Source organism: Pseudoalteromonas sp. SR45-6 (genome assembly GCF_014163545.1).
GTDB lineage: Bacteria > Pseudomonadota > Gammaproteobacteria > Enterobacterales > Alteromonadaceae > Pseudoalteromonas > Pseudoalteromonas rhizosphaerae.
The window spans coordinates 1-2098 of sequence record NZ_JACJDM010000122.1 but is presented as its reverse complement, the minus strand read 5'-3'; the positions used below and the strand labels follow the sequence as shown (position 1 = coordinate 2098).

At 43.8% G+C, this 2098-nt stretch carries 3 protein-coding genes; all 3 read right to left on the bottom strand.

What is annotated here, in order from left to right:
* Positions 1 to 1401 (bottom strand): IS66 family transposase (gene tnpC, locus H5158_RS22370; protein WP_182740948.1); only part of this gene is annotated, 1401 nt, incomplete at its 3' end.
* A gap of 95 nt (positions 1402 to 1496) precedes the next feature.
* Complete coding sequence (tnpB, locus tag H5158_RS22365) at positions 1497 to 1844, bottom strand: IS66 family insertion sequence element accessory protein TnpB (protein WP_182740947.1); 348 nt, start codon at positions 1842 to 1844, stop codon at positions 1497 to 1499.
* The coding region (gene tnpA, locus H5158_RS22360) for an IS66 family insertion sequence element accessory protein TnpA (protein ID WP_182740946.1) at positions 1844 to 2098 on the bottom strand (255 nt) is incomplete at its 5' end. The genes tnpA and tnpB, both read right to left, overlap by 1 nt.

The following is a 2098-nucleotide window of genomic DNA, read 5'->3' as shown; positions in this document are numbered from 1 at the left end:
AAGACTATAAAGTATAGCGCTGGCATGAGCACCATTGCAGGTATTTGAGAACAACCAGTTTTTTCGCCCTATTACGAACGGTTTTATAGCTCGCTCTGCACGGTTATTATCAATACTGAGCCTGCCATCATCAAGGTAACGCCTGAATTTCTCAAACTGATTTATCGCATAGGTAATTGCTTCACCTAACGCCATTTTTGGTGGGATTTTATCTTTATGCTTGAGTAACCATTGATACAATTCATCAACGATTGGTTTGGCTTTTCTCTGCCTAATCTTGAATTTTTCATCGTGCGATTTATCTTTGATGGCTTGCTCAATACCGTAGAGCTTGCGAATAAGGTTTAGTGCTACATCTGCTTTGACGGTTTTTTTATTATTGCCTTTAGCCTCGATGAATTTACGGCGCATATGGGCTAAGCACGCAACCAGTGTTGCATTCGTTTGCTCGTAAGCCTTGTAGCCGTCAACGTGCATGTAGCCTTCGTAACCATCAAGGAAATTAACCGCACATTGGCCTGCGCGACTGTTATGGTAATCAAACAAGACAATATTGGTGCCTTTACTCGGTTTATCATCGCCGCAACAATACAGCCACATATAGCTGGTTGCTTTATCTGCATTAATGACGTTTAACGGGGTTTCATCGCCGTGAATAACCGGTTGAGATAGCAACACGTCTTTTAAGCGTTGATACAGAGGGGACAACAGGTCTGCGCAGCGCAACATCCAGCTCGACATGGTTTGTCTGCTCAACTCAATACCAATATCGCCTAACATGGTTTCTTGGCGATAAAGTGGTAAGCCAAACTGGTATTTACACATGATTATTTGGCTCAGCAAGCTGGGCGTTGCGATGCTTTTTGGAATGGCTGTTGCGGGCATAAGGGCGGTTTTTACCACACTTTCAATGCCTTCACGCTCACAGTGACGGCACGTATATTTAGGGCGAATGGTTTTGATTACTTTGATATGCGCTGGCACAAACTCGAGTGCTTCACTGCTGCTTTCACCCATTTTGTGAAGGGGGCTTTGACAGCAATCACACATTTTGTCATCCTCTTCGAGGTCAACAACCACCTCAATTCGCGGCAACTGCGCTGGCAGTGGCCGGCGTTTCGGTTTGGCTTTTTCTTTCTTTACTGAGGCCGATGTGGCCAATAGCGCTTTATCATGTTCATCGAGAATATCTTCTGCTTCATTGAATACTTCGCCTGCACCCGGCATCTTTTCAGATTTTTTGGCGTACTCTTTGGCTAGTTTCGCGTTATAAGCTTGTAGCAATTCGTGAATTTGCGCGTCTTTTTCAGCTAACTTTTCATCCATATGCTGTTGCAACTCAAGCAACATGCGCTTGAGTTGTTCTGGGTCGTCAGGAAGTGAGTGTGCATCAATTTTCATGTTCGCAATTTAACAGAATTTGACGGTGTTTTCTTGCTTGACGCAAAGATAAAACAGACGGTGTGGCAACGATCATTTACTGCCAATATGATCGATTAGATCATCGATTTATACCGCAACTCTTCATGACCAAGCACATCATATCCCGACAACAACCAATTCAGTTGCTCTGGACTGAGCTCAAATTCTTGCAGACTGGCTTTGTTTGGCCATTTGAACTTTTGCTTTTCTAATCGCTTGTACCACAAAGCAAACCCCGTTTTATCCCAGTAAACCAGCTTGAGTTTATCCTTCGCTTTGTTGCAAAATAAAAATAAAGCGCCAGTATAGGCATCACGTTCAAGCTCACCCTCAACGATTGCGACCAGACCATCAATGGATTTTCGAAAATCCACGGCATCGCGATAGAGGTAAATATGTGCAGGTTCAACGAACATTTTCATTAGGCAAGCTCGCGTAACAGTTGACTCAGATAAGTGGCAGGCATTGTGGATGGCAAGCTGACTTTCACGTTACCGATAGCAAGAATGATCGGCTGTTGCTGTTCAGTGGGATCAACGTGTTTAGTGACTTTTGCGCGAACAAAACTACCAGATGCAGCAGTAAGCTTACTTCGTGCCGCATAAAAGCTTGTTTTTGATAAGGCATGTTGCTGGCAAAACTCAGTAATAGTTAAATCGCTGGCTTGTTGTTCTTC

Excerpts from the sequence above, each read along its gene's own strand:
- tnpB (WP_182740947.1), bottom strand. The coding sequence starts at position 1,844 with ATGAAAATGTTCGTTGAACCTGCACATATTTACCTCTATCGCGATGCC.